At 61.6% G+C, this 22,936-nt stretch carries 16 protein-coding genes and 3 pseudogenes; 7 read left to right on the top strand and 12 right to left on the bottom strand.

What is annotated here, in order from left to right; genetic code table 11:
- Positions 1–107: 107 nt before the first annotated feature.
- Positions 108–6,317 (bottom strand): non-ribosomal peptide synthetase, encoded by a 6,210-nt coding sequence (locus LVW35_RS18045; protein WP_233891392.1) that lies wholly within the window; start codon positions 6,315–6,317, stop codon positions 108–110.
- Between the two features lie 484 nt (positions 6,318–6,801).
- On the opposite strand from LVW35_RS18045, the gene LVW35_RS18050 reads away from it, so the two are divergent.
- The gene (locus LVW35_RS18050) at positions 6,802–7,593 is read left to right on the top strand and encodes a helix-turn-helix transcriptional regulator (protein ID WP_233891393.1); all 792 of its coding nucleotides are present in this window, start codon (positions 6,802–6,804) and stop codon (positions 7,591–7,593) included.
- Entirely contained in the window at positions 7,593–9,071 is a 1,479-nt protein-coding gene (locus tag LVW35_RS18055) for an efflux transporter outer membrane subunit (RefSeq protein ID WP_233891394.1), read from the top strand. The genes LVW35_RS18050 and LVW35_RS18055 overlap by 1 nt, the downstream gene beginning before the upstream one ends.
- Here LVW35_RS18055 and LVW35_RS18060 read toward each other — a convergent pair.
- Entirely contained in the window at positions 9,004–9,198 is a 195-nt protein-coding gene (locus tag LVW35_RS18060; RefSeq protein WP_233891395.1) for a hypothetical protein, read from the bottom strand. The genes LVW35_RS18055 and LVW35_RS18060 overlap by 68 nt on opposite strands.
- Positions 9,199–9,284: 86 nt before the next feature.
- Positions 9,285–10,625 carry a PQQ-dependent sugar dehydrogenase gene (locus LVW35_RS18065; RefSeq protein ID WP_233891396.1) on the bottom strand — a complete coding sequence of 447 codons (1,341 nt, stop codon included), beginning with the start codon at positions 10,623–10,625 and terminating at the stop codon, positions 9,285–9,287.
- Positions 10,626–11,023: 398 nt separating this feature from the next.
- On the opposite strand from LVW35_RS18065, the gene LVW35_RS18070 reads away from it, so the two are divergent.
- Positions 11,024–11,299, top strand: a complete 276-nt coding sequence (locus LVW35_RS18070; protein WP_233891397.1) for a DUF6124 family protein — start codon at positions 11,024–11,026, stop codon at positions 11,297–11,299.
- 141 nt (positions 11,300–11,440) lie between these two features.
- Here LVW35_RS18070 and LVW35_RS18075 read toward each other — a convergent pair whose 3' ends face one another.
- The 6 genes from LVW35_RS18075 to LVW35_RS18100 all read right to left on the bottom strand — a co-directional run bounded on the left by LVW35_RS18075 (position 11,441) and on the right by LVW35_RS18100 (position 16,474).
- A complete protein-coding gene (locus LVW35_RS18075) occupies positions 11,441–12,373 on the bottom strand; it encodes a pyridoxamine 5'-phosphate oxidase family protein (protein WP_233891398.1) in 933 nt (310 codons plus the stop codon).
- Between the two features lie 79 nt (positions 12,374–12,452).
- Positions 12,453–13,337 (bottom strand): LysR family transcriptional regulator, encoded by an 885-nt coding sequence (locus tag LVW35_RS18080; protein WP_233891399.1) that lies wholly within the window; start codon positions 13,335–13,337, stop codon positions 12,453–12,455.
- The gene (locus LVW35_RS18085) at positions 13,337–14,257 is read right to left on the bottom strand and encodes a LysR family transcriptional regulator (RefSeq protein WP_233891400.1); all 921 of its coding nucleotides are present in this window, start codon (positions 14,255–14,257) and stop codon (positions 13,337–13,339) included. The genes LVW35_RS18080 and LVW35_RS18085 overlap by 1 nt, the downstream gene beginning before the upstream one ends.
- Before the next feature lie 18 nt (positions 14,258–14,275).
- Positions 14,276–14,896, bottom strand: a complete 621-nt coding sequence (locus LVW35_RS18090) for a glutathione S-transferase family protein (protein ID WP_233891401.1) — start codon at positions 14,894–14,896, stop codon at positions 14,276–14,278.
- A gap of 112 nt (positions 14,897–15,008) precedes the next feature.
- Positions 15,009–15,800, bottom strand: a complete 792-nt coding sequence (locus LVW35_RS18095; protein ID WP_233891402.1) for an ABC transporter permease — start codon at positions 15,798–15,800, stop codon at positions 15,009–15,011.
- The gene (locus LVW35_RS18100; protein WP_233891403.1) at positions 15,797–16,474 is read right to left on the bottom strand and encodes an ABC transporter ATP-binding protein; all 678 of its coding nucleotides are present in this window, start codon (positions 16,472–16,474) and stop codon (positions 15,797–15,799) included. The genes LVW35_RS18095 and LVW35_RS18100 overlap by 4 nt, the downstream gene beginning before the upstream one ends.
- Before the next feature lie 131 nt (positions 16,475–16,605).
- On the opposite strand from LVW35_RS18100, the gene LVW35_RS18105 reads away from it, so the two are divergent.
- From LVW35_RS18105 to LVW35_RS18115, 3 genes are all read left to right on the top strand, one after another.
- Positions 16,606–17,682: an aldo/keto reductase gene (locus LVW35_RS18105; protein WP_233891404.1), complete on the top strand. Its 1,077-nt coding sequence runs from the start codon at positions 16,606–16,608 to the stop codon at positions 17,680–17,682.
- A 53-nt stretch (positions 17,683–17,735) separates the two neighbouring features.
- Positions 17,736–17,978: a hypothetical protein gene (locus tag LVW35_RS18110; protein ID WP_233891405.1), complete on the top strand. Its 243-nt coding sequence runs from the start codon at positions 17,736–17,738 to the stop codon at positions 17,976–17,978.
- A gap of 326 nt (positions 17,979–18,304) precedes the next feature.
- Complete coding sequence (locus tag LVW35_RS18115; protein ID WP_233891406.1) at positions 18,305–19,129, top strand: 5'-nucleotidase, lipoprotein e(P4) family; 825 nt, start codon at positions 18,305–18,307, stop codon at positions 19,127–19,129.
- A 320-nt stretch (positions 19,130–19,449) separates the two neighbouring features.
- On the opposite strand, the pseudogene LVW35_RS18120 reads toward LVW35_RS18115, so the two are convergent.
- Together LVW35_RS18120 and LVW35_RS18125 are read right to left on the bottom strand one after the other, a co-directional pair.
- Positions 19,450–19,551 (bottom strand): annotated as a pseudogene (locus LVW35_RS18120) (type VI secretion system tube protein Hcp); the annotation flags it as partial.
- A 79-nt stretch (positions 19,552–19,630) separates the two neighbouring features.
- Positions 19,631–20,272, bottom strand: a pseudogene (locus LVW35_RS18125) (NtaA/DmoA family FMN-dependent monooxygenase); the annotation flags it as partial.
- 331 nt (positions 20,273–20,603) lie between these two features.
- Between LVW35_RS18125 and LVW35_RS18130 the strand changes: the two are divergent.
- Positions 20,604–20,735, top strand: a pseudogene (locus LVW35_RS18130) (c-type cytochrome); the annotation flags it as partial.
- An 84-nt stretch (positions 20,736–20,819) separates the two neighbouring features.
- On the opposite strand, the gene gspD reads toward LVW35_RS18130, so the two are convergent.
- Complete coding sequence (gspD, locus tag LVW35_RS18135; RefSeq protein ID WP_233891408.1) at positions 20,820–22,931, bottom strand: type II secretion system secretin GspD; 2,112 nt, start codon at positions 22,929–22,931, stop codon at positions 20,820–20,822.
- Positions 22,932–22,936: the final 5 nt, after the last annotated feature.

Below are 22,936 nucleotides of genomic sequence, written 5' to 3' on the forward strand. Positions count from 1 at the left end.
AGGCGCGACAGATGTTGGCTCCTACACATACAGTGAACAGGTACAGCGTTTGTCGTTAGCTGACGGTAGGGCAAGCCAGCGCCCCCATAAGAACTGCGTTGCCACAGTCAGATCCTGCGTCGCCGGTTGAGCTGGGGAATGGCCGCCTGAGGAACCTCCACCCGCTCCACCTGCGTCGCCGTCTGCGCCGCCAATTGCGCCAACGTCGGATGACTGAACAGCGTCCGCGCATCCACCTCCAGCCCCGCCTTGCGCATCCGTGCCACCAGGTTCACCGCCAGCAACGAATGCCCACCCAACTCAAAGAAATGGTCATGCCGCCCGACCCGTTCCAGCTTCAAGACTTCGGCCCAAATCCCGGCCATCAATGTTTCCACTTTCCCCATCGGAGCTTCATACGCGCGGCTCACCACCGATTCCAACCCCGGCTCCGGTAAGGCCTTGCGGTCAAGTTTGCCGGCAGGATTGAGCGGTAACTCATCCAACTGCACAAAAGCCGCCGGCACCATGTACTCCGGCAATTGCTCCAGCACATGCGCACGCAACGCATCCAGGCTGGGAGCGCCTGTACGCACAGTGAAATAAGCGACCAAACGCTCATCCCGAATCAACACCGCCACTTCGCGCAACGCCGGATGCGCCAACAGCCGTGATGCGATTTCCCCCAGTTCCAAACGCACGCCGCGCAGTTTGACCTGGAAGTCATTGCGTCCCTGGAATTCCAGGTTTCCGTCCGGCAGGTAACGTACCAGATCACCCGTGCGGTACAGCCGATCTCCTTCAACAAACGGGCTCTGGATAAAACGCTCGGCAGTCATCTGCTCCAGCCCCAGGTAACCACGGGCTACACCGACCCCACCGATATGCAACTGCCCACTGACGCCCATCGGCACAGGCGCATCGTGCTCGTCCAATACATACAGGCGCGTGTTGTTGATCGCCCGGCCAATCGGCAGTTGCAGCGCAGGCACCGGCGCGCCGGGTTCCAGGGTCCAGGCGCTGCTGTCCACCGTGGCTTCGGTGGGGCCGTAGACGTTGTGCAAACGCACCTTAGGCAAACGCGCCTGCACGCCACGAGCCAAAGCTTCGGTGAGTTCACCGCCACCACACAACACATCGGTGAGGCTGGTGCACAGGGCGGACGCTTCCAGTTCAAGAAATTGCTGGAGCATGGCCGGCACGAACTTGATCACGGTGATCTGCTGTTCGCGAATCACCTGCGCCAGGTAGGCAGGCTCACGATGACCATCGGGCCGCGCCAGCACCAGGCGCATGCCATTGGTGAGCGGCCAGAACAACTCCCACACCGAGCCGTCGAAGCTGAACGGCGCCCGTTGCAACAGCGCGCCGCCCTCGGCGTTGGGACACAGTTGGGAGCCCCAGTGCATCAGATTACCGAGGCCGCGGTGTTCGATCATCACGCCTTTGGGCGTGCCGGTGGAGCCCGAGGTGTACATCACGTAGGCCAGGTTGGCGATGCTCAATCCCGGCACCAACGGGTTGCCGATAGGTGCCTGGCTCCAGGCGCAGTGGTCGAAGTCGATCACCGGGATCGACACTTCGCCCGGCAAGTCGCGGGTGGCCGCGTGCACCAGCAACGCCACAGGTTGGCTGTCGTGGAGCATGTAGGCCAGACGCTCGCGCGGGTAGCCAGGGTCCAGCGGCACATAGGCGCCGCCGGCCTTGAGAATAGCCAACAAGCCCACCACCAGATCCAGCCCACGCTCGACGCACAGCGCCACACGGGCGTCCGGGTGCACACCGCGTTCGCGCAGGTAAAACGCGAGTTGGTTGGCGCGTTCGTTAAGCTCGCGGTAGGTCAGTTGTCGCTCACCGGCCTGCACCGCCACGGCGTGGGGGATATGCCGTGCGTGGGCTTCGAACAGCGCCTGTACGGTGAGGGTTTCGGGGTAATCGACCTCAGTCGCGTTGAAGTCCACCAACAGCGTTTTCAACTCGCTGGCGGGCAGTACCTGCACCTCACGCATTAGGGCTTGCGGTGCCTGCTCCAGCACATCCGCCAGATTGACCAGTACGGTTTCAAGGTAATCCAACAGACGCTCGGCACCGACCTTGCGCGGGGCTTTGGCCTTGATCTGAAAGCCGCTGGCGATATCGTCCACGGTCAGCATCAGCGGGTAACTGAGGATGTCTTCACTGCTGAGCAAGGCGATGCCAGGCACCAGCGTCAGATCGCGTTCGGCATCGGTGTGGCGGTAGTTGAGCAGGCTGTTGAACAACGGCGACGCACTGCTGCAACGTTGGGCCAATGCGAGGGAGGCCTGTTCATGGGCGAGCAAGGCACTGAGCCGAGCGTGAGTGTCGCGCAAGGCATTGGCCGCAGTCTGCCCGGCCAGACGTACCCGCAACGGCAGTGTGTTGATGAACATGCCCAGGGCCCGGTCCGCGCCCTCGCCCGCCTGCAAGCGGCCGAGCAGCACGGTACCGAAGACCACGTCATCGCGGCCCGCGACACGGCTGAGCACTTGGGCCCAGGCCAGGTGGAACAGGCTGGCGGCGCTCACGCCCAACCCACGGGCCTGGGCACGCAGGCGTTGATTGAGACTGTCGCTCAGCACCCGTTCGGCTTCATCAGTGTGCGACCGGTCCGCCTGGCGTTCCTGTAGACCGAAGGCCTGCGTCGGCTCGTCGATATCCCCCAGTTGCTCACGAAAAAAAGCCTCATGCGCGGCCTGCCGGGCCGGCGAACGGGCTTGCGTCACCATATTGCGATAGGGCACCGGCACCGGCAGTTGTGCCTGTTGACCGAGCAAGTGGGCACGGATTTCCTGCATCAGAATCGTGGTCGACGTGGCATCGTTCACCAGGTGATGAAAGCGCAGCCGCGCAACCCAACGCTCGTGCTGCGGCTCCTGCGCATAATCCAGGGCCATCAGCGGTGCCTGACGCAAATCCAGCGGTTGATCGCCCTCGCGTAGCGGCTCAACGCGCAATTGCGCCTCGCGCCACACCACCTGCATCGGTTGCTCCAGGGCATCCCAGACCAGACTTGTACGCAGGATATCGTGGCGGTTGATCACCTGTTGCAGGGCTTGGGCAAACGCGTCCAACTGCTCGCGGCGGGCAAAGCTGAACAGCGCCTGTTGCTGGTAAGGATCGCGCTCATCGGTAATGTGGTGGTAGAGCAAGCCTTCCTGCAACGGCGCCAGTGGGTAGACGTCCTGCACATTGGCCGCACCGCCGGGAATGGTTGCGACGATGCGCGCCAGGCTCGCTGGGTCCAGCTCAGCCAGGTCAGGTGCGTCCACCTCCGCGTATTCACTCGCCGCCGCCAAGGCCGCCAGGGTCGGTTGACCGAACAGCACCTGCACATCGGCGCGCAACCCGACTTGGCGCATGCGTTGCACCAGTTGCACGGCCAACAGCGAATGCCCGCCGAGTTCAAAGAAGTTGTCGTGACGCCCTATCTGCTGCACCTGCAACAGCTCGGCCCAGAGCTGCGCCAACAGGGATTCCACGCCGATATGCGGGGCTTCATACAAGCGGGTGACAAAGGCGTCCTGGGTCGGCGCCGGCAACGCCTTGCGATCGAGCTTGCCGTTGGTGGTCAGGGGCAACGCGTCCAGTTGCGTGTAGGCGGCGGGCAGCATGTAGTTGGGCAGCGAGGCTTGCAGATGGGTGCGCAGGGCTTCGATCTGCACCACTTCCCGGGAAACGAACCAGGCGAGCAACTGCCCATCGCGTGACTGCACCACCGCTTCCTGTACGTGCTGATGGGTGGCCAGGGCGGATTCGATTTCGCCCAGTTCGATGCGCACGCCACGGATTTTCACCTGGTCGTCATTACGTCCCAGGTATTCAAGGTTACCCTCCGGCAGCCAGCGTGCGAGGTCGCCGGTGCGGTACATGCGGCCTTCGATAAACGGGTCGTCGAGGAAGCGTTCGGCGCTGAGCTCGGGGCGATTGAGGTACCCCCGCGCGACGCCTTTGCCGCCGACGTACAACTCCCCCGCCACACCGATGGGCACAGGGCGTTGCTGTTCATCGAGCAAATACACCGTGGCATTGGCGATAGGTGCGCCGATATGCAACGGCTGCCCCACTTCCATGCGCCCGGAGGTGGCAACCACCGTGGCTTCGGTGGGCCCGTAGTTGTTGATCACCGCAAAGGACTGCGACTGGGTGAAAGAACGCAGGCGGTCGCCGCCGATCAGCAGGGTGCGCAGGGTCGGATGTTGCAGGCTCTGGCTGAACGCGTACTCGGCCACGGGCGTTGGCAGGAAGCACACGTCCAGTGGCTGCGCGCGCCACCAACTCAGCAACGCGTCGATATCTTCAGCGCCTTCATGAGCGGGCGGCAGGTGCAGCGTGGCACCTACACAGAGCGCAGGCCAGACCTCCCAGGCCATCGCGTCAAACCCAAAACCGGCGACGCTGGCAGTATGGCTGCCGGCGTGCAGGTCGAAGGCCTGGCAATGCCAGTCCACCAGGTTCGAGACCGTGTGATGCTCGACCATCACCCCCTTGGGCAAGCCGGTGGAGCCGGAGGTGTAGATCACATAGGCAAGGTTGGACGGGCTGACTGGCACTCGGGGGTTGGTGCCCAGGTGGAAGGTCGGGCGGTCGAGTTGGATCACCGGCACGTTCAGCGCAGGCAGGCGCTGCAGCAGGTCGTGCTGGGTCAGCACCACCACCGGATCGCTGTCTTGCAACAGATAGTTCAGACGTTCGCCAGGATGAGCAGGGTCCAGCGGTACGTAGCAGGCGCCGGACTTCAGAATCGCCAGCAACCCCACCAGCGTATCCAGACCGCGCCGCGCTAGGATCACCACGCGGTCATCCGGCTGCACGCCGCGCTCCAACAGTTGATGGGCCAGGGCGTTGGCCTGCTGGTTGAGTTGGGCATAGCTCAGTTGATCGCCCTGGTACACCGCCGCCACCGCGTCCGGCGTACGTGCGGCCTGGGCTTCAATGCGCGCATGCAGGGTTTGCGGTTGCCCGCTGGGCTGGGCGGTGGCATTCCAGTGTTGCAGTTGGATGTGTTCGGCAGGCGTTACCAAGGAAAAGTCACGGACCTTCAGCGCGGTGTCTTCCAGCCCCTGCTCCAGCAACCAGGTAAAGCGCTGCGCCAGGGCGAGCACCTCGTCGTGCTGGAAGTACGCTTCGTTGTAGACGCAATGCAGGCACGCGGTGTCCTGATAGCGGTTGCTGCGCAAGTGGATCGCCAGCGGCAACGGCTCGTGGTGATTGGACACCTTGACCGCACGGGCCTCGGTGGTGCCGTAGCGCAGTTCATGGTCGTCCTGTTCGAAGGACACCGACAGGTCGAACAACTGAGCGCGATCAGTGCGGCGCAAGCCCAGTTCACGGTTCATCTCGCTCAAAGGAAAGCGTTGGTGGCGGAAATCCTGCTTGAGCTGGTCGCGAACCCCACGTACCACTTCGCAGAACGGCAACTGCTCATCGAACTGCAGACGCACGGCGCTGACCTGGGTGAACAGCCCGACGGTGGCGCGAAAATGCGCATTGGAGCGGTTGAGAATCGGCAGCCCCACCACCCATTCCTGGCGCTGGGCCGTGCGGGTGAAATACACATACAGGGCCGCCAACAGCACGTGAAACGCCGAGGCCTGGTAACGGCTGGCCACTTGTTCCATGCGGTTGAGCAGCGTCACCGGAAACCCTTGGACCAGGGTATTGCTGGACGCCTTGGCGTTATACCGCGGCGTCAGTAAGGGTTCTGGAAGCACCCGGTATTTGTCCAGCCAATACCCGCGGTCGCGGGGGTAGCGGGCCGAAGCCTGGTAGCGTTCATCTGCGTCGATAAAGTCGATGTAGGACGGCGCAAGCGCCTCCGGTTGCCGTCCTTGGTCCAGGTCTGTGTATAGCCGGGCGAGCGATTGCAGCATCTGGCCGAAGCCCCAGCCGTCGAGGATCAGGTGGTGGGCCTGGGTGCCGAGGCGGTAGTGATCATCGTCAAGCTTGACCAGGAAGAAACGAAACAGCGGTGCGCCCTGCATCCTGTACGGCAGGGCCATCTGCGCCTGCATCAGCGCCTGGCTGGCAGCCTGTGGATCAGGCTCGTCGGAAAAATCATGCAGGGCCAGGTCGACGGACAACGTGGTGGCGAAGGTCTGCCGAGGTAAACCGTTGGCGTCGGTGTGCAGTTGCGTGCGCAAGGCATCGTGCTTGATCACCAGCAACTCGATGGCGCGCTGCATCAGGTCTTGCGCAATGGGGCCGGAAAAGTCCACGTAGCCGCCGATGTTGTACAGCGGCGAATCGCCCACGCGCAGTTGGTCGAGCCAGATGTCCTGTTGGGCGGCAGTAAGGGGGAAGCTGGAGGAATGCTTCATAAGATCCTTCTCATGGGGGTCACTGGCCGCGCAGGGAGGCCCATTACGACGAATGGGCCGGATTGGAGCATGAGGCGTCAGGGCTGTCTGTCACCCTAAACCCGGACATCCAATTGGATGGAACTGGCTTGGCTGAGGCTTCATTGCTGAAACGATTAAAGCTGTGTAGGAAATTGGCTATATCTAGCCGAATCCAGCTTCATTTATATTTTTAAAATTATTTATTTTTTGTTATTTATCAAATACTTAATCAAAAACAAAAACCTCAACTGTTTTTTCTAAGACGGAATTGCCTCTCAGAAACGTCGAATTAATGACGTGGTTTTTATGGCAGGTTGTGTCCCTCGTTTCTGCTACATACGTAGGACGAATCCCCTGGCTAAATATAATCTCGACTACCGATTCTGGTGTGTGAGCAACGGATCGCCCCCGCAAAGGCCCAGAGAGTCTGTTGACGGTTTTCGACATCAAGGATGAGATGGCTATGAGTTTGACCAGCAGTATTGCCAACCCGCAAAGCCCGAATTTCTATGCCGAAATGGGCGAGTTGATTGCCCACAGTGGCCACGCCGACTTCGCCGCACACATGCTCCACTTGGTGGACAAGTGGGTGCCGATCCACTTGGTGGACCTCAGCGAATGGACCCTCGACGAGTTGCGCGACCGCGTGCTCGATATCAAGCTGCTCGGCAGCGCCGGCCAGACCCAGGACCTGCCGCCCCTGGCGCTGAACTCCATGGCCGACCACCCGCTATTGCGGGAAATGCTCGGTATGCAGGACCCGCTGCTGATCCAACTGAAGGCCAAGGCCAAAAGCGCGTTCCCTCGCGGCACCTCGCACCAGTGCAACCTGGTGTCGCGCCAGGGCAACCGGCGTTGTGTGATCTCGTTTTATCGCCCGCCTACCCATCGCGGGTTTTCCCTGGCCGAGCTGTCGTTTCTCAAGTGCCTGTCAGACACCCTGCTGCCGTTGATCGAGTGTCACGCCCAGAGTCTGCGCCAGGCGCCCCACCCCGACGCCGAACCGGCCCACACCCTGCTGGAGCAATCCCAATTGCAGCGTGAGTTCTACAAGCGGCTGTCCCTCGGAGAAATCACCCTGTCGGCACGCGAACAAGAAGTGTGCCTGGGCCTGCTGACCGGCGGTACTGTGCCGCAAATGGCGGAAAAACTCAGCGTGAAGAACAGCTCCATCGAAACCTACCTCAAGCGCGCCGCCGCCAAGTTGGGCGTGAGCGGTCGACATGGTCTGGCCAAATGGATGGTTGGCGCCTGATGAATAAATTGAGCGCATTCGCGATGGCAGGGATGCTCGGCGGCTGCTCGCTGATCCCGGACTATCAACGGCCCGAGGCACCTGTACCGGCGCAATATCCCCAAGAAGGCGTGTACGCACGGGCGCAATCCGGCACGTCGGACTGGCGGCAGCTGTTCCATGACTCGGCGCTGCAACAGCTGATCGACGCAGCCCTGATCAACAACCGAGACCTGCGGGTGGCGGCACTGAACGTCGAGGCCTTTCAGGCGCAGTACCGTATCCAGCGTGCGGATCTGTTCCCGGCCGTCTCTGCGACCGGGGCCGGTCAGCGCCGGCGCTTGCCGGGGGATGTGAACGGCACGGGCAAGCCGGCCATCACGTCGAGCTATTCCGCGACCCTGGGCATCAGCGCCTATGAATTGGATTTATTCGGCCGCATCCGCAGCCTCAGCGAACAGGCCATGCTCACCTACCTGGGCACTGAAGAGGCTCGGCGCAGCGCGCAATTGAGCTTGGTCGCCAACGTCGCCAACGCCTACCTGACCTGGCGCGCCGACCAGGAACTGCTGGCCCTGGCCCGGCAAACCTTGGTCGCCAACGAGCACAGCCTGCGCCTTACCAGCGGCAGCAAAACCGCCGGCAAGGCGTCGGCGTTGGACGTGGTGCAAGCCAGTACCAGCGTTGAAAGCACACGTGCCAGCGTCGCCCGTTATGAACGCCAGGTCGCCCAGGACCTCAACAGCCTGGCCCTGCTGGTGGGCGGCCCGGTAGATGAGAAAATGCCGTCGCGTCCACTCGCCGATGATCTGGTCGCACGCGTGCCCGCCGGCCTGCCTTCAGACTTGCTGCAACGCCGTCCGGATATCCTCCAGGCCGAATACCAACTGCGCGCCGCCAACGCCAATATCGGCGCCGCACGCGCTGCGTTTTTCCCGTCCGTGAGCCTCACCGCCAACGCCGGCAGCGCCAGCACGGAACTGTCGGGACTGTTCAAAGGCGGCTCGGGCAGTTGGACGTTCCAGCCGCAGATCAACCTGCCGATCTTCAATGCCGGCAGCCTGCGCGCCAGCCTCGACTACGCCAAGCTGCAAAAAGATATCGGCGTGGCGCAGTACGAAAAATCCATCCAGACCGCCTTCCAGGAAGTCGCCGATGGCCTGGCGGCGAGGCAGACCTTTACCGACCAACTGGAAGCGCAACGGGATTTTGTCGCGGCCAACCAGCAGTATTACAACCTGGCCGAACACCGCTACCGCAGCGGCGTGGACAGCAACCTCACCTTCCTCGATGCACAGCGTGCGCTGTTCAGCTCGCAGCAGGCGCTGATCATCGATCGCCTGGCGCAGTTGGTGGCGGAGGTGAAGTTGTATACGGCGTTGGGCGGTGCGTGGGGAGAAGCCCTTGCGGACGCGAGCGGGGTTGTCGCGTTTAACCCTGAGGAATCACCGCCTCCGCCTCGATCTCGATCAGCCACTCCGGCAACGACAACCCGCTGACGATAATCCACGAAGACGGCGGCGGGTCATGCGGGAAGCGCCGGCCCCGCGGCACCTCCAGGGCCTGGCTGAAGCCGTATTGCAGGGAGTTGAATACCGTCGTGGGATTGATGACCTTTGGTTGCATGACGCGTCCTTGTTGTCTGTAGGAAAACAAGGCTAACCCAAGGGCATCGTTCAATCCGGCGGTTCAACATCCCGCAACATATCGGGTCAGGGTTTGCTCTGTGTCACGCGCCACACCTTGTTCCCCACATCATCCGCCACCAACAACGCACCCTGCCCGTCCAGGGTCACACCCACCGGCCGGCCTTGCGCTTCACCTTCGGCATTGAGAAAACCGGTGAGGAAGTCGACCGGTGTACCCGACGGTTTGCCGTCCTTGAACGGAATAAATACCACCTTGTAGCCCGCCTGCGGGTTGCGGTTCCAGGAGCCATGCTCGCCGACAAACACCCCATCGGCAAAGGCGCCCGGCATGCCGCGCGGGTCAGAAAAAGTCAGGCCCAGCGGCGCGACGTGAGTGCCTAGGGCGTAGTCCGGCGCGATGGCCTGGGCGACTTTGTCCGGGCGTGGCGGCTGGACGCGCACGTCGACGTGGCTGCCATAGTAGCTCCACGGCCAGCCGTAGAATGCACCGTCCTGCACCGAAGTGAGGTAGTCGGGCACCAAGTCGCTGCCGATTTCATCGCGTTCGTTGACCACCGTCCACAGTTGGGTAGAACCCGGTTTCCAGGCCAGGCCGTTGGGGTTGCGCAAGCCGCTGGCGAACAGGCGTTTCTCGCCGCTGGTCACGTCCAGTTCCCAGATCGCGGCACGCCCCTCTTCTGCGTCGAGACCGTTTTCGCCGACGTTGCTGTTGGATCCCACCGTGACATACAGCCGGGTGCCTTCAGGGTTCGCCAGCAGGTTTTTGGTCCAGTGATGGTTGATGCCGGCCGGCAGGTCGGTGACCTTGACCGGAGTGGCGTCGATATGCGTCTGGCCTGTGGTGTAAGGCACCTTGACCACCGCATCGGCATTGGCGATATACAAGTCGTTGCCCAACAGCGCCATGCCGAACGGCGACATCAGGCCGCTCAAGAACTCGGTCCGCACTTCGGCATGCCCATCGTGATCGGCATCGCGCAGCAAGGTAATTCGATTGGCGCTCGGCGCATCCGCGCCCACACGCCCCATTACCACTCCCATCGCCGTGCGCCGTGCCCAGGCGATCACACCCGTGCCACCGTCGGTGGCGCCTTCGGGCATGGGCGGGTGATTACTTTCAGCGACCAGCACATCACCGTTGGGCAGGGTGTAGACCCAGCGCGGGTGATCGAGGTTGTCGGCCAGGGCCGTGACGGTGAAGCCTTGGGGGGCAGTGGGTTGCACACCGTCAGGCCAGCCCACGGCCTTGGACACCTTGAGCGTGGGGATCAAAGAAGTACTGGGCTCGGGCAGTTGCGGCGCAGGCCCGACTCCGGCCTGGAAGGGTATTTTGGAGGCTTCGCCACAGGCGCTGAGAACAGCGGCGGCGGCAATCAGGAGCGCAAGGCGGCTTGGTAAATTCATGGTTGGAACCTCAGGGCGGAAAGCTGAGGGAGTATTGCCTCATAACGCGCGGGTAACCACCGGGCGTTGCGCAATTGAGTGTTAACCGGGGGGCACGAATGGCATAGAAGGCCCTTTTTATCGGACCGTTCTTACATAATTTTCGGGTTGCGTCCGATGAACCTCGCCGCTAACCTTCGCGGGTCGCTGCAAATTCAGCGAACGGGTGTGGTAGCCCAGTTCTTTCATAGACCCCAAAACGCTCGAGGGCGTTTTTTTGTGCGGGCTGCTTTGTGGCGGCTGTGCATGGGTGGCTTCGGCCTGCCGGGTTTCTATGACCGGTCTACCACCCCGTGTACAGTCGCCTCCTTACTTCGTGTGGTAGCGAAATGGAGGTACTCATTCATAGGAGTCTCACCATGAAAAAAGTCACCCCCAATCCCCCGCCATCCACCACGGATGACCAACCGCAACTCCCTCCCGATGTCATTTTCACCGTCCGTCCCGGACTCAGCACCGAAGCCGCCTTGAGCAATGCCAGCGAGATGCTTGATTCAGCGTCTGTCTGCGCCTATGACTGCGCCGAACACCTTGATGGGTCAAGCCGTAAAAAGGTGCTGGCGATGGTGCAGATGGTCGAGATTGCGCAGTTGTTGGTCGATGAGGCGCTGAATCGGGAATGCCCGGTGGCCTGATCAACCACGCAATTGCATCAGAAAACGCAATCCCCTGTGGGAGCCGGGCTTGCCCGCGATAGCGGTGTGATCAGTCACAGCAACGCCACCTGACACTCCGCTATCGCAGGCAAGCCAGCTCCCTCATTTGAGCGCCGTCGCCTACCAACGCCCCATCGCCAGACTGAACGGCGAAAACTCCTCGAACTGCCACCTCAACGCCAATGCCGCCGGACGTCGCACCACATGCTCCACCGTCACGGTCCACAGCCGTTGTGCGCCCTCAAACAGAGCCACTTCGGGGCCGTCGAGGATCAATGAGGTGCGCCCAGCCACTTGCAGCACATCGCCCGATTCAAAGTCGATGAACAACAACCCCGCCACCGGGTTGGCTTGCAGGTTGCCCAGGGTGGCAAAGAACAGGTTGCCGGCAAAGTCCGGGATGGTCAGCACGTTGCCTTCGACCCGCACAAAGCCTGTGTTACCACCCCGGTGCGAGACGTCTACCGAACGTTGGCCGTCCATGTCGACGTAACTGGCGACGAACAGGGTGTCAGCATTGCGGATCAAGATTTGCGCGGCAGTGTCCAACTCGTTGAGGCGTTCGATCACTGTTCCGGGTTTACGGGCGACGCCGTCGACCGGGCGCAGCTGAATGTACTTGGGGCAGTTACCGAAGGTGTGCACCACGTCGACCGAAAAACCCTCATGGTCAAGCGCACCGATACGGCCATTCATGCGATTGCGGCGGCGGGTATTGAGGTCGATGCCCAACAGGCCGACGGCCGCCCCCATACGCAAGGCGTTGCGGGCCGGGTCGGTCGCGGACGGCAGGCTGTCGATCTGCAAGGTCTGCGGGTCCGGCGAGTGGGCAAAACCGGGTGCGCCTTCGATCATCGTCGCCCACGGGATGCCCTGCTCGTCCACCGCACCCAGTATCAGGTAAGGCAACAAGGGGTAGAAATCGCGATGCTGTTCCGGCAGGTGATCGCGGATCACCTTCGGCCCGACCACAGCCATGCGGTCGGCCACGCCCACCGCTTCTTGTATGTGCCGTTCGCCGGCATGCCAGGGAGATTGTTCGATCAGGTTCATGGCGCGCACCTCAGGTTGGATATACAGATGCTGCGCCCTGCCAGCCGGCGTGAGAATCACCACGCCAGGCAATCCACTATTACGCTCGCTGAAATGCCGGGTGTTCGCGCAGCGCCGTCACACAATGGTCGACAAAACTGCGCACGCGCATCGGCGCGTTGCGACCTTCCCGGTACACCACCTGCACAGGCAGTGGCGGCAGTTCAAAATCCGGCAATACGCGACGCAGTTGCCCGCTCTGCAGGTGTTCGTGCACCGGATAACTCAGGCAGCGAATCAACCCTGCGCCATGCACCGCCGCATTGATCGCCCCCTGCACGGTGGCGCAGCCGAGTCGGGCGCGGGCCTTGAGTTGATAGCCGTGGAAATCCCAGTGCACCTGATCGGCGCTGGCGATCAGTCGGTGCTGCTTGAGGTCGTCCGGGCGCAGGGGTTCGCCGTGAGCAGCGAGATAGCCGGGGCTGGCGCAAAGGATAGGCCGCACCTGCCCCACAGGCCGGGCAATCAGTGAAGAATCGGGCAGATCACCGACAAGGATGGCGACGTCGAGCCCTTCTTCATGCAGGTTCGGATAATAGTCGTGGTAGCTGACGACCAGATTCACCTCGGGATAGCGGTCCAGGTAGTCAGCCAGGACCGGCGCCATCACATAACGACTGAACAGCAACGGCAAAAACACCCGCAAATTGCCCTGGGCCTGCACGTGTAGCCCCTTGGCAGACGCTTCGGCGGCGTCCACCGCAGCGAGCAGGCGCACGCAGTCCGCCAGGTAGGCGCTGCCGGCGTCGGTGAGGCTTACGCCGCGCGTGCTGCGCTCCAGCAGCGGCACGCGCAAACGCGCCTCCAGGCGGGCGATCGCGCGTACCAGGGTCGGGGCGGAAACCTGTGCGTCACGCGCCGCCGAGGCCAGGCTTGGCTGCCCGGTCAGCGCCATGAACAGCTGCATATCGCGATAACGCTCCATCAGTTGCGCCGTTTCATCGCCGGGTTCAAGGCGACGTCCTGGCCCAGGCGATGGGCGAGGAAGTCGACAAAGGTGTTGATCTTGGCCGGCACCCGGCCGCTTTTCTGGAACACCACCTGGATCGGCAACGGCGCCGACTCATAGGCTTGGAGGACAATCTCCAACTCACCCGCCGACACCGCCGCTGCGACTTGATAGGACAACACCCGCGTCATGCCCCAGCCCAAGCGCGCCAGGTTGATTGCGGCATTGTTCGCCGTGACCACCAGACGTGGCTCAATGGACACGGTCAAGGGTTGGCCGCCGTCGACGAATTCCCAGCCACTCACCAACTGGCTGGATGACGACGTGGCGATCTTGGCCTCACGTAACTGTGACGGATGCGTAGGCCGCCCGTACTGTTCGAGATAGTCCGGCGATGCACACACCACTCGGCGCACTTCACCGACCTTGATTGCCTGCTGCCCCGGCTCATGCAGGTGGCCGATACGCACGGCCACATCCACGCCTTCGTCAGTCATGTTGACCACGCGATCGACCAGCAAGGCGTTGATGTTTACCAAGGGGAACCGGTCCAGGTATTCCCCCAGCACCGGCGCCACATACAGTTCGCCGAACAGTACCGGCGCGGTCACCGTCAAATGGCCGCAGGGGATCGAATAACTGCCCGCTGCGGCTTCTTCGGCCTCATCGAGTTCCGCGAGGATGCGCCGGCAATCTTCCAGATAACGTTGACCGGCTTCGGTGAGGTGCAAGCTGCGGGTGGTGCGCGCCAGCAGTTGGGTGCCGATGCGTTCCTCCATGGCGGCGATGGCCCGCGTCACGCTGGGTGGCGAGGTTTTCAGACGGCGCGCGGCGGCGGCAAAGCCCTCCTCCTCGGCCACGGCCAGGAACACCTGCATTTCATGGAATCGGTCCATCGGCACGCCTCTAGAAAGTTATTGCGACTGCAAGCCTACCGCCGTGCGCGGCATGCCCACGAACCCCGGCAACGCCTCGATACTGGCAAGCCAGGCGCGTACATGAGGGTAGTCGGCCAGCGAAACATTGCCTTCCGGCGCGTGAGCGGTATAGGTGTAGAAAGCCACATCGGCAATGGTCGGTTGCTCGCCGACCAGGAAACGGCTCTGGCTCAATTGCGCTTCCACCAATTTCAGCAAGGCATGCGAGCGAGTAATCGCGACGGCAGTATCGACCTCGGCACCAAACACCGTGGCCAGCCGCGCAGACGCAGGGCCGGCGTGCAGTTGGCCGGCAGCGGTCGACAGCCAACGCTGCACACGGGCCTGCCCCACCGGGTCGCTCGGCAACCATTGGCCTTTGCCGTAGGTGTTCGCCAGGTAAATCAGGATCGCGTTGGAGTCCGCCAGCACGACACCATTGTCATCGATCGCCGGCACCTGGCCGAACGGGTTGATGGCGGCAACGAACTCGGGCGCTTTGTGGGCGCCTTGCTTAAGGTCCACCAGCACATAGTCCGTAGGCAGGTCGAGCAGCGACAGCATCAGCTCAACGCGGTGGGAGTGGCCGGACAAGGGGAAACCGTAGAGTTTGATCATGAGAGGCTCCAATAAAGTGGGGTACCAACGCCCCACATGTTCCGCCGCTGCCCTGGCCGTTGGAATCACCAGGATTTACAATCCAGCATTTCGTCCGGTGAAACAATCTCGATCAGCGTTCTTGAAGCCGATCGCGCAAAAACCGATGGCTCACCGAAAACAACCGCCGGTAGGTGAGCAGCACCGCACCCACCGTGCCCAACGCCGACGACGCGGCGATCAGAAACATGATTACGATCTGATACCGCACCGCATCCACCGGGCTCTCTCCCGCCAACACCTGCCCGGTCATCATGCCGGGCAGGCTGACGATGCCCACCACGGTCATCTGGTTCAATGTCGGGATCATCCCGGCGCGCACGGCCTGGCGGATGGCTTCCTGCGCGGCTTCCCAGCGTGAGCCGCCAAGGGCCAGGATCATTTCGATGGTGTTGCGCCCCGATGTCAGCTCCTGGGTCATGCGCTCTATCCCCAGCGACACGCCGGTCAGGGTATTGCCGAGAATCATGCCGAGAATCGGGATTGCATATTGCGGCTCGTACCAAGGATGGATGCGGATTACCGCGAACAAACCTACCGCCGTCACCAGCCATGAACTGCCCCACACCGAGAGGATGCTGTCCACGCGCTGCCCCCGGTAAGTCCGCCGCCCGCGCCCCGCCGCCGAGATACCAGCGATCAGGGTCATGGCGCACATCAACGGCAGCACCACGTACCAGTAAGCAAATTCGAACACCCAGCCCAGCAGATAACCGATGGCCAGCAGTTGCACCACGGTGCGCACCGCCGCCCGGAACAGCTGGCGCTCCAGGCCCAGGCGCAGCAGCAGAGAGAGCGCGCCGTTGATCAGGATCAGCGAAGCGGCGATGCCCATGTCCAGTGCGGTGAGGTTCTGATAGTTCATGGCTGGGGCACTCCACTCAATACACCGGCGCTCATTTGCAAATGGATGTCGCTCATGCGCCGGGCCTGGGCCAGGTCGTGGGACACCCAGATACAAGCGCGGGCGCGATCTGCGTCAAACCAGGCGTCAATCAGCGCTTCCACTTCGCGGGATGAGGTGGGATCAAGGGCGGCGGTGGGCTCGTCGAGCAGCAGTACTTCGGGGTTGAGTTGCAGGGTGCGGATCAGCGAAACCACCTGGGATTCGCCGCCCGACAGATCGGCGGCGCGCTTGGCCAGAAAGTCCGGCGTCTTGCCGGCGTGGCCCAGTAGCGTGATCACCGTGGCAAGGTCAAAGCGGCGTTTGCGTGACGTCTTGAGGCTGAAGGGAAAACGCAGGTTGTCTTCCACCGTGCCGTCGAGCAGCGCCGGGCGTTGCGACAGGTAGCTGATGTGGCAGCGGTAGTGGGGAATCTGCGCGTTGCCGATTGGCTTGCCATTCCACAGGATCTGCCCGGAGCTGGGCGCGTCCAGCAGGGCCAGAGCGCGCAGGAACACGCTTTTGCCGGAGCCGGATGAACCGGTGATCGACACGCGGTCAGCAGCATTCAAGGTGAAATCGGTGGGCTGGAGCAACGCCACGTGACGGCGCTCGTCCAGGCGCGTCAGGGCGCGGGTTTCGATCAATGCGCTCATGGACGCGGTGTTCCTCTCAATCTGGATGGCGCAATGGTGAGGCACACTCGCCAGGATTTCATTCAAAAAATTCAAACTATCGCATCCGGTGTGGCTCAGAACTCTAGGTTCAACGTTACCGAGGAGGCGACATGCAATACCGACAACTGGGCCATTCCGGCCTGCTGGTATCCGAAATCATCCTGGGCACCGTGCCCTTTGGCGGTCGCGCCGAGTTTGAGAAATGCGGATCGGTGGATGTGCCCCTGGCCAAACGCATGTTCGATATCGCGTTCGACGCGGGTGTGAACATGGTCGACACCGCCGACCTCTACTCCCATGGCCTGGCCGAAGAGGTGGTCGGCAAAGCGCTGGGCGACAAACGCAACGATATCCTGCTGGCCACCAAGGGCCGCAGCCCCGTGGACAACAACCCCAACAACTCAGGTTCGTCGCGCTACCACCTGATTCGCGCGTGCGAAGCCAGCTTGAAACGCCTGGGCACAGACCATATCGACCTCTACCAACTGCACAACTGGGACGGCATGACCCCCATCGAGGAAACCCTCGAAGCTCTGCGGCTGCTAGTGGGCTCGGGAAAAATCCGTTACTTCGGCACCAGCAATTTCACCGCCTGGCAGATGATGAAAACCCTGGGCAAGGCCGAGCTGCACGGCATGCTCAAACCCATCACCCAGCAGATCTACTACACCCCGGAATCCCGCGAAGCCGAGTACGAACTGCTGCCACTGGCGCTGGACCAGTCGGTGGGCACGCTGGTGTGGGGCCCGATGGGCGAAGGCCTGTTGACCGGCTCTACCCGCCGCGGCCACAAGCCGCCTGCCAACACCCGCCAAGGCAGCGGCTGGCCGGAACCCTATGTGCATGACCAGGAGCGTGCGCTCGACATCATTGAAACCCTCGCCGCCGTCGGCGGTGAACACGGCGTTTCGGTAGCCCGCACATGCCTGGCGTGGCTCAAGGATCGACCGGGTATCACTTCGCTGATCGTCGGCGCCCGCACCGAGGAGCATCTGCGCGACAACCTCGCCGCGACAGAACTGAAACTGACCCAGGAACAATCCTCACGCATCGAAGCCGTGACTCGACGCCAGCCGTTGTACCCATACTGGCATCGTTTTACCGCCGGGATCGACCGCTTTGATCCGGCGGAGCAGCCATTTCTGGCAGAGCATCAGAAGACCCTGGATGCGCGCAAGGACAAGTAATGCCCTGGCAGCCTTGTGCTCAAGGCTGCCTTTTCCCATTCAAGGAGCCGCCCGTGATAGCGCAAATCATGATCGCCGCCCTCGGCGTCGTCGCCATCTGGTTCAGCCAGAGCAAACGCTTGAAAGTGCGCCGCTACGCCTGCCTGTTCGGCATGGCTGGTCAGCCGTTCTGGTTCTGGTCATCAATCAATGCCGAACAATGGGGGATTGTGTTGCTGAGCTGTTTCTACACCGTGGCATGGGCGAAGGGGATCAAGACCCATTGGCTCGATCACAAGCCAGACACATACCACTGATTTGCAATGGAGCGCAGCACTGCCTATATTTCCGGCCTGGCGCGCTCTACGCCACCTTCCGCGGAAAGGGCTGCGCCCCAGACCCTGCAACACCCTCTTTTTTTCCTTTGCTGACGGCCACTGAAACGCACCTCGAATGGCCACGCCAGGTGCTGGCGTTGACTACGCTGGGGCACGCCGTGCTGAACGGCCGTGTGCGCTGGGCCGGTGGTGTCTGCCTGCGACCTGGCCAGCCTCACTGGACAATTGATGAAGACAACATGCCTGTATGGCGCCCGTGATTAGGCTAATGTGCGCCCATTCAACCTTCATCTGCGAGACTGTCCATGCGTAAACTGATCTTCGCCAGCCTCTGCCTGCTGGCCGGCTGCCAACAAACGCCGCCGGCCAACGACCAGCTCGACGCCGTGCTCTGGACCCAGACCTCCATCGAGCATGAGTTGATCTACCGCCAGCTCTTTGCCAATGCCACCCGCCAACTCGACGTGGCCCTGGCGGATCCGACCTGGGATGCCCTGCCCTTCCCGCCACGCAACCTGAAAGGCTTGCCACCGGCGGTCGTGGTCGATATCGACGAAACCCTGCTGGACAACGTGCCGCTCAACGCCCGCGATGTGGTCAACAACCAGATCTATTCCTACGACCGCTGGAACACCTGGGTCGACCAGGCCAAGGCCCAGGCATTGCCCGGCGCGGTCGCCTTCCTGCAAGCGGCCCAACACAAAGGCATCACGATCTACTACCTGACCAACCGCGAACACAGCCAGGTCGCCGCCACAGTGAAAAACCTGCGCCTGCGCGGTTTCCCGGTGGAAAGCGACGAACACGTCCTCGCCGCCAGCACCCCCACCGGCCACTGCGAAAGCGCCGGCTACGGCAAAAACTGCCGCCGCCAATGGGTCGCCGCCCATGCCCGCGTGTTGTTGATGGCCGGCGATTCTCTGGGGGATTTCGTCCAGGCCGAGCACAACACCGTCGCGGATCAACGCAAAGCCGTGGCGCCCTACATGAACTGGCTGGGGCAGCGCTGGTTTCTGCTGCCCAACCCGACCTATGGCAACTGGTACAGCGCGCCGTATGGGGATGATGAGAAGTTGCCGTTCGAACAAAAGCGCAAGCTCAAGCAGCAAGCGTTGCAGTTGCAGGAGTAGCGATGGAGCCTGGATATCAACGTTTTTTGGGGCGCTCGTTTTTAGACATCTCCCTGGCGGCCCAAGCCATACCAAGGGTTAGAGCAATGAATACGGCTTCACATACTACGTTCCAAATGATCGTGAACCAGAACAACTTCGGCTGCCCTACAAGCGTGTAGGTGACGGAAGGCCCCACGCGACTGTAAGAAATCGCCACACCGCGAATTAACCCGTCGACAATGAGATAGCCATGAAGCCCTACAACAAAGATGAGAGCGGCTGTGATACACCAAAGCGATCGGCTGTCCGATAGCCTCATAGCAATTCTCCTAGAAGCCTCAAACCTTGACGTTCTGCCGGATATTCCAGCCGAACTTCACTGGGCCACCGTCCTTGGCACCATCGGCTTTCTGTGGCTGGTAGCTGACGTCGACCGTGGCCTAACTGATAGCTTGGCAGCAACTCTGAGCTTTACCAGTAGCGCTATGTCCGGAAACGTCAAAACACTTGCGATCGGCAGAAGTCGTGGTAATTGAATGGCCGGCCTAACTGCACCAACGCTTTGTGCAGATCCAGCTCGCCATTGCGCTCGCGGTCGATGGCCTGGGCCTGCTCATCGGTATCCGCAATGATTGGCGAAATACCCGGCAGGATGGTTACGTGGTCAGGGTTACGCCCAGCGGCGGCGGTGCGTTTTTTGATGTCGCTGTAGTACGCCTGGGCATCTTCGAAATTGCCCACGCCGGCGAAAATCCCCTCGGCATAGTTCGCCGCCAGGCTGCGCCCGGATTCGGAGATTCCCGCCTGGAAAATCACCGGTTGGCCTTGGGCCGAATGGGCTATATTCAGCGGCCCGGTGACCGAGAAAAACTCGCCGTGGTGATCGAGGCGGTGTTGGCGCTGCGGGTCGAGGAACACCTTGGTTTGTTTGTCACGCACAAAGGCGTCGTCTTCATAAGAGTCCAACAGGCCCTGCACCACCTCCAGGTGTTCGGCCGCGCGGCGATAACGCTCGGTGTGGTCGATGTGTTGCTCGCGGCCAAAGTTACCGGCCGCGCCTTCCAAGCCGGTGGTGACCACGTTCCAGCCGGCGCGGCCGCCGCTGATGTGGTCCAGGGACGCAAACTGCCGCGCCACGTTGAAGGGTTCGGTATAGGAGGTTGCCGAATTTGAGTTGCCGGGGTGAGATGGGCATCAAGGTATTCCTCCGTGGATGGCCGCGGTGCTGGCCTGTGGAGAATGACCTTAATGCCCGCGGGCGGGGCTTGTGAAAGGCTTTGTAGATCCATGCCAATTATTAAAATTACTGATTTAAACTCAGAAAAAACATTCGAAAAAGGCATAATAAATAGCAACACTGTCGCGGGGCGTTGAAGCGGCTTTGGACACGATCATGATAAAACAAGGAGAATGGCGACCTTTCAAACTCAACGCGCTGGCATCAGGTTCTCCCTCGATCCCAATCTGATTCAAGCCACAAGGTCATATGGATATGAAACGGGTACTTATCGCTTGGCTCGATATGTTATCGCTCACCCAACCCTCACTGTCCTTCGCGGATAACCTCAACGGGAAAACCCTATTTACCCAACGGTGTGCGATGTGCCACGGCGCCGATATCAGGCGATCGGTCGGCTGAGTACATATCCGTTTTTTAGGTTACGGCGGCTATTGGTTCCGCCGTTACCTAAATAACGGATATGAACACCTACTGACCAGGCCGCAACAACTGCATCTGCTGCCGATAATCATCCGTCACCTGCCGCGCCTGCCCACTGCTGGTAATCACCTTAGGCGTAATCAACACAATCAACTCCGTCCGATCCTTTGACTTGCTGGTACTCCCAAACAACCACCGCAACCCCGGAACCTTCCCAAGATAAGGCACGGCACTCACACTCTCTCCGTTGTCCTGCTTGATCAACCCCCCCAGCAACACCGTCTGCCCACTCTGCACCGCCACCTGCGTCGACACCGACCGCGTCGAAATACGCGGATTCACCGGCGTGTCGCTGTTCGCACTCTGGCTTTCGGCATCACTGACCTGCTGCTGAATATCCATATACACCAACCCACCCGGATTGATCCGCGGTACCACGTCGAGGATCACCCCCGTCTGCACATACTCGACGCTGCTCAAGGTGGTATCCGCATCCCCGGTATTCACCGTGGTCTGGTTGATCGGAATGTTGTCCCCCACCTGAATCTGCGCTGGCTGGTTGTTCATCACCACCAGCGACGGCGCCGACAGCACCTGCGTGCGGCCATTGGTTTCCAGCGCATGCAATGCCACTTGCAAATTCGAACTGACAAACGAATAGAACAACGAATCCGTCGCCCCAAGCCCAGCCCCACCGCCGCCCAGTGCGCCCTGGCTGCCGGAAGCGTTGGCCACGCTGGTGCTGGAGGAATTACCCGCCAGACGCCCCAGGTACCACTGCACGCCCAGGTCCAGTTCACCGGTGAGCTTGACCTCTAGGATGCGCGTCTCGATCTGCACTTGCAGCGGCGGGTTATCGAGCCGTTTGATGGCCGCTTCGATCTCTTTCCACTGTGCCGGACGGGTGCGCACCAGCAGTTGGTTGCTGCTCTTTTGCGCAGTGATGCGGGTGCCGGCTTCAAGAGCGTTGATGGGCGCGACTTGCTTTTCTTCCGGCTCCGGCTCTTCGGCAGCAGGTGGGTTGTTCTGCAGGCCACCGGTATTGAGCGACGACAGAGTCGTCGTGCGCAGGCCAGGCGCAACCTTGGCCGGTGTATCGTCCTTGATCGCGCCGGTGCCGTAGATCTGTCGCAGGTACTTGGCCAGGTCGGCGGCCTTCATATTGCGCACGTCGTAGACGTACATCTGCGGCTCGTTACCGCCACCCTCGTCGATGGTACGGATCCAGTCGCCCACTTCGCTGAGGTAATGCGGCTGGGAAGAAATCGCTACCACCGAGTTGGTCCGTTCAATCGGCAAAAAGCGCAGCATGCCGGCCAGGGGCATGCCGCTGTCTGGGCCGAACATGCTTTGCAGTTGGGGCATCAGCTCGGCCACGGAAGCCCGTTGCAGACCGAACACGCCCACCGACATACCCTTGAGCCAGTCCACATCGAAAGTGTCGATGGTGTCCTGGTAGTTGGCCAACTCATCCGGGGTGCCCGCCAGGCTCAGCACGTTGCGCGCCGGGTCCACCAGCAAGAACGCGTTCTCGCGGGCGAAGGGTTTGAGCAGTTTCTGCATCTCGGTGGCGGAGATATAGCGCAGCGCAAACAGCCGCGCCGACAGGCCGCTGGACGGTGCGGCCACGCTCATCTGCGGCACCAGTTTGCCGGCCACCGCCTGGCTGGCGGGCAGGATCACGTAGCGATCACCCTGCTTGATCATCGCGTTGTCGGTCCAGGACAGCAGGGTTTCGAGGATCGACAGCGCCTGTCGCTTGTCCACCGGTTTGGAGGTGGAAAAACTCACGTTGCCCTTCACGCCCTGGGCGATGCTGTAGTTTTCGTGCAGCAGGTCGCCCATCACGCTGTTGATCACCGCTTCGATGGGTTGGTCGGCAAAGTTGAAGACGATATCGCCGCCCTCTTCTTTCGCCACCGGCTGCGCTGCCGGCGCGCGCACGAACTGCTGGTTGCCACGGATCAGTTGGCGCTGCGTTGGGGTTTTTATCGCAGGCGGTGGACTTTCCGGCGCGGCTTGCTCGGTCGGCGGGCGTTGCGAGCCGGTGCCTTGCATGGCTTCGTGCAGCAGATCGTCGTCCGGATCGAGGCGGTCGGGGAAGGATCCACAGCCGCTCAGGACAAAAGCGGTAGCCAGGCAAAACGTTGAGGTGCGCATGTCAA

Source organism: Pseudomonas sp. HN11, from assembly GCF_021390155.1.
GTDB lineage: Bacteria > Pseudomonadota > Gammaproteobacteria > Pseudomonadales > Pseudomonadaceae > Aquipseudomonas.